The sequence below is a fragment of the Natrinema sp. LJW11 genome, from assembly GCF_056135975.1.
Window position 1 is genome coordinate 1 of sequence record NZ_JBWBDM010000016.1, and the last position, 5,348, is coordinate 5,348.

A 5,348-nucleotide genomic window follows, 5' to 3' on the forward strand; every position below is an offset into this window, starting at 1 on the left:
TATGAGTGGAGGCGGCGAAACGAGTTTCCCAGAGGCTCGCGCACTCCAGTACTCACCGTAACGCTGGCGAGCTTATCTTCCGTGTTCGGGATGGGTACGGGAGGTACCTCGCCGCTGTGGCCGCCCTAACGCCGACCGACGGACTCGAACCGTCGCTAAACCGTAATCGGTGGTGTGTCTCTGACCGTGTGTACGTGTAGTCCAGTTTACGTCCGGACCCGTTCTCGCGTCACGGATCCAATGCGATGTAATGTATGAATGTGTGGCTTGGCCGATTAGTGCTCGCGGACTCAACACCTCGTTGCCTTGGTGCGTACATCCCGAGTCTATCGAACTCGTCTTCTACGAGTGGCCTCAGTGGTATCTCTTTTCCAGGTGGGTTTCGAGCTTAGATGCGTTCAGCTCTTACCCCGTGGTGCGTCGCTGCCCGGCACGTGCTCTTTCGAACAGCCGGTACACGAGTGGCACCCATTCGTAGTTCCTCTCGTACTATACGAACGTTCCCGTCAGATACCGTAACACCCCCAATAGATAGCAGCCGACCTGTCTCACGACGGTCTAAACCCAGCTCACGACCTCCTTTAATAGGCGAACAACCTCACCCTTGCCCGCTTCTGCACGGGCAGGATGGAGGGAACCGACATCGAGGTAGCAAGCCACCCGGTCGATATGTGCTCTTGCGGGTGACGACTCTGTTATCCCTAAGGTAGCTTTTCTGTCAGCAATTGGCCGCATCAAGCAGCCTAATTGGTTCGCTAGACCACGCTTTCGCGTCAGCGTCGATCGTTGTGTTCGACACTGTCAGACTTCCGTTTGCTCTTGCGCTCTTCCTCGGGTCTCCGACCCGAGTGAGGAAATCTTGGGGCGCGCCCGATATCTTTTCAGGCGCGTACCGCCCCAGTCAAACTGCCCGGCTACCAGTGTCCTCCGCCAGGAGTGAGAGTCGCAGTCACCATCGGGTAGTATTTCAATGATGCCTCGGTGGCCCGCTAGCGCGGGTACCTGTGTAACGGCTCCTACCTATGCTGCACAATGGCGACCACGTCTCAGTGACAGCCTGCAGTAAAGCTCTATAGGGTCTTCGCTTCCCCTTGGGGGTCTCCAGACTCCGCACTGGAACGTACAGTTCACCGGGCCCAACGTTGGGACAGTGGCGCTCTCGTTGATCCATTCATGCAAGCCGCTACTAAAGCGGCAAGGTACTACGCTACCTTAAGAGGGTCATAGTTACCCCCGCCGTTAACAGGTCCTTCGTCCCCTTGTACGGGGTGTTCAGATACCTGCACTGGGCAGGATTCAGTGACCGTACGAGTCCTTGCGGATTTGCGGTCACCTATGTTGTTACTAGACAGTCGGAGCGCCCGAGTCACTGCGACCTGCCTCTTCGCGAGGCAGGCATCCCTTATTGCGAACGTACGGGACTAACTTGCCGAATTCCCTAACGTCGGTTGCTCCCGACAGACCTTGGCTTTCGCCGCCATGAGTACCTGTGTCGGATCTCGGTACGGACAGTGTGCTCGCCTTTTCACGGGCTCTAGGTTGGCCTCTCTTACGCTATCCAGCCATTCGTCCGCTTCGTACCATTACGGTTTCCACGGATTTCGACTGTTAGACTGGGCGAAGGCCCAGCAGAGGCGGCCCCAAAGCGTTGGCTTTGAGTGCACACTGGCATAGGAATATTAACCTATTTCCCTGTTGTCTGCTTCGACTTACGGGCAGACTTAGGACCGGCTAACCCTCAGCTGATCAGCATTGCTGAGGAACCCTTACTCGTTCGGCCGTCGGGGGTCTAACCCGACTAACGCTGCTACTATGACCAGAATTTTCGTTACTGAACGGTCCACACGATCTCTCGACCGTGCTTCCACCCGAACAGAACGCCAACCTACAAGATTGCGGTATGAACCGCACTGCTAGGTCTCGGTGGTAGATTTGAGCCCCGATCATTTTGGGCGCCTCAAACCTCGGCCGGTAAGCTATTACGCTTTTCTTAGAGGGTAGCTGCTTCTAAGCTCACCTCCCGGCTGTCTAGGGCTTGAGACCACCTTCGATCGCACTTAATCTACACTTGGGGACCTTAACCCAGCTCTGGGTTGTCTCCCTCACGGTACACAGGCTTACCCCGTGCACCGGACTCCCTGCGTCAAACGGCGTTTGTAGGTTCGGAGTTGGACAGGGGGGCGCACTCCTCTCGGAGTGCGATCCCCCAATCCGTCGCTCTACCCCACAAACTACCTCGGCAGAGGTCATGCTTCGACATGTTTCGGTTGGAACCAGCTGTTTCCGGACTCGATGGGCCTTTCACCCCTAGACGTAAGTCACGAGAGGGTATTGTAGGACACCAACTCTAACAGACTTCCACGTGCCTTTCGGCACGCTTCATCTTGCTCACGCCTAGATCGTCCGGTTTCGGGTCGTGCCCGTTTGACTCCCCGCGCTTGAACACGGTGACCCTGGTGCAAAGCACTGCGGTCATATCGGTTTCCCTACGCCTTCCTTGATAATCAAGTTAGACTCGTCAAACAGGCACACTCTCTGGTTCGTTTTTCAAAACGTACGACGGAACTTCGGCTTCCTTTGTCGCTTACTACAGGTTCGCACCTGATTCATTGAACAGAGGACCTTGTAAGCCCCGTCGCTCTATCGCCAACTGATTTCACGCCCTATTGCACCTCCCTTCGTGGGGTGCTTTTCAGCGTTCGTTCACACTACTTGTTCGCTATCGGTCTTGAGGAGTGTTTAGTCTTCGCGGTCGATGCCCGCGATATTCACGAGGGATATCCAACCCCCGATACTCTGGAGCTGACTCGTCTCTTACTCGATAACAGTACGGGACTGTCACCCTGTCTCGTGCTCTGTTCCAAGAGACTTCGTGTTATCTTTCTGAGAGTGATCGTCAGTCCGAACACCACATTGCCCGTGAGGGCTTCGGTTTGGACTGTGTCGCGTTTATTCGCCATTACTAACGACATCGCGTTTGCTTTCTTTTCCTGTCGATACTAAGATGTTTCAATTCTCGACGTTCCCCATTGCGCGAAGCAATTGCGGTGGGGATTCCCATTCGGAGATCCTGAGTTCTTCGCCTCCGTGCGGCTCCCTCAGGCTTATCGCAGCTTGGCACGTCCTTCTTCAGCTCTCAAGCCGAGCGATCCACCAGCTGGCACAGTAGCCACGTTCATCGGATCTGAATTGCAACCTGCAGTTGTAATTCAAGAGTGACCCGGGAACGGGTCCAGTGGACGCCTGGACTACACGTACACACGGTCTCATCTGCACGCCGTAGACGCGGCATGCATTAACCCTTCCCACTCGCGTTTACACGGAGTGGTGCATCGGTTGTTGTTCGGATTAAACCGAAATCGTCTGCCCCACTTAAGGGGCACGATTCGGTTGTCCTCCGAGACATGGACCCACAGGGATTCGAACCCTGGGCATCCTCCTTGCAAAGGAGGCACTCTACCACTGAGCTATGGGCCCACGCCCATCTCAACAGTGAGATGGGCATGGAAGTTGGCTGTGAGCCTTGGTAGTTCAAAGGTGCCCGATCGGCCAAACGGTGGTCGATCGAACGTGGAACCGCATTGCGATCAGAGATCGCAATTCGTGAAGGTGGGCCAGGCACGACGGCCTGGTCCCGGTCTGTGGAGGTGATCCAGCCGCAGATTCCCCTACGGCTACCTTGTTACGACTTAAGCCCCCTTGCGGAGCCCAGATTCGACCCTGGAATCAGGGCCTCATCCGGACCCCACTCGGGTGCTTTGACGGGCGGTGTGTGCAAGGAGCAGGGACGTATTCACCGCGCTCTTCTGAAGCGCGATTACTACCGAATCCAGCTTCATGAGGGCGAGTTTCAGCCCTCAATCCGAACTACGACCAAGTTTCGGAGATTAGCGTCCCCTTTCGGGGTTGCATCCCACTGTCTTGGCCATTGTAGCCCGCGTGTCGCCCAGCACATTCGGGGCATACTGACCTACCGTTGCCCATTCCTTCCTCCAGTTTGGCACTGGCAGTCTCCCTAATGTACCCAACCACCGCAAGGGTGTTGCTGGCAATTAAGGATGTGGGTCTCGCTCGTTGCCTGACTTAACAGGACGCCTCACGGTACGAGCTGACGGCGGCCATGCACCTCCTCTCAATGGCTCCAGTAAGATCATCAATCTGACCTTCACTGCACATTGTCGATGCTGGTGAGATGTCCGGCGTTGAGTCCAATTAAACCGCAGGCTCCTCCGGTTGTAGTGCTCCCCCGCCAATTCCTTTAAGTTTCATCCTTGCGGACGTACTTCCCAGGCGGTCTGCTTCTCGGCTTCCCTACGGCACAGCACAGGCTCGTAGCCTGTGCCACACCTAGCAGACATCGTTTACAGCTCGGACTACCCGGGTATCTAATCCGGTTCGTGACCCGAGCTTTCGTCCCTCACCGTCGGATCCGTCTTCCAGAGGCGCTTTCGCCACCGGTGGTCCGTCCAGGATTACGGGATTTCACTCCTACCCCGGACGTACCCCTCTGGTCTTCCGGTCCCAAGCCATGCAGTTTCCACCGGACGCCTGCGCGTTAAGCGCGCAGATTTCCCGATAGACTTGCCTGGCCAGCTACGGACGCTTTAGGCCCAATAATAGCGGTCATCACTCGTGCTGCCGGTATTACCGCGGCGGCTGGCACCGGTCTTGCCCAGCACTTATTCCACCACCACCTTACGGTGGTGAAAAGCGAGGACTATATGCCCTCGCACTCGGAGTCCCCTTATCGCACTCGCGTGCAGTGTAAAGGTTTCGCGCCTGCTGCGCCCCGTAGGGCCCGGTATCTTGTCTCAGATACCGTCTCCGGGCTCTTGCTCTCACAACCCGTACCGATTATAGGCACGGTGGGCCGTTACCCCACCGTCTACCTAATCGGCCGCAGCCACATCCTATAGCGCCTGAACGTTTCGCGTTCACACCACTCCAGGTAGTGAACGGTATCGGCTATTAGCCTCAGTTTCCCGAGGTTATCGCCGTCTATAGGGCAGTTTGGCCACGTGTTACTGAGCTATCTGCTACGAGTCTCAACTCGTGCAACTAGCATGGCTAAATCGGACTCCAATAGCAATGACCTCCGGCAGGATCAACCGGAATGCTATATCAATACTCCCCAGATGGGGAGGGTCTGTTGGCGGTGAATGTTGCAAACACACTCACACACAATAATGGTCCACGTTCGATGACGCTGGTCGCGTGACCAATCGGGCGTCACCGAACTACCAAGGCTCACATCAGATCCCATCTGTACGGCGGACCGCAGGGGTAGGATCCTCATCTCCTTCGGACGTATTCATAAGCCGTCAGGGGTACATAACCCCTTCGGACCC

Annotated in this window: 1 tRNA gene and 3 rRNA genes; all 4 read right to left on the reverse strand. The window is 56.1% G+C overall.

Annotated features, from left to right (window positions below):
• Positions 1–6: 6 nt before the first annotated feature.
• Positions 7–128 (reverse strand): 5S ribosomal RNA (rrf, locus tag AC0QDI_RS25155).
• A gap of 129 nt (positions 129–257) precedes the next feature.
• A 23S ribosomal RNA gene (locus AC0QDI_RS25160) occupies positions 258–3,178 on the reverse strand.
• Positions 3,179–3,405: 227 nt separating this feature from the next.
• Positions 3,406–3,477, reverse strand: a tRNA-Ala gene (locus tag AC0QDI_RS25165).
• 165 nt (positions 3,478–3,642) lie between these two features.
• Positions 3,643–5,115: ribosomal RNA gene (locus AC0QDI_RS25170) — 16S ribosomal RNA — on the reverse strand.
• Together the 16S, 23S and 5S rRNA genes with 1 tRNA gene alongside form the textbook arrangement of a ribosomal RNA operon.
• Positions 5,116–5,348 lie beyond the last annotated feature (233 nt).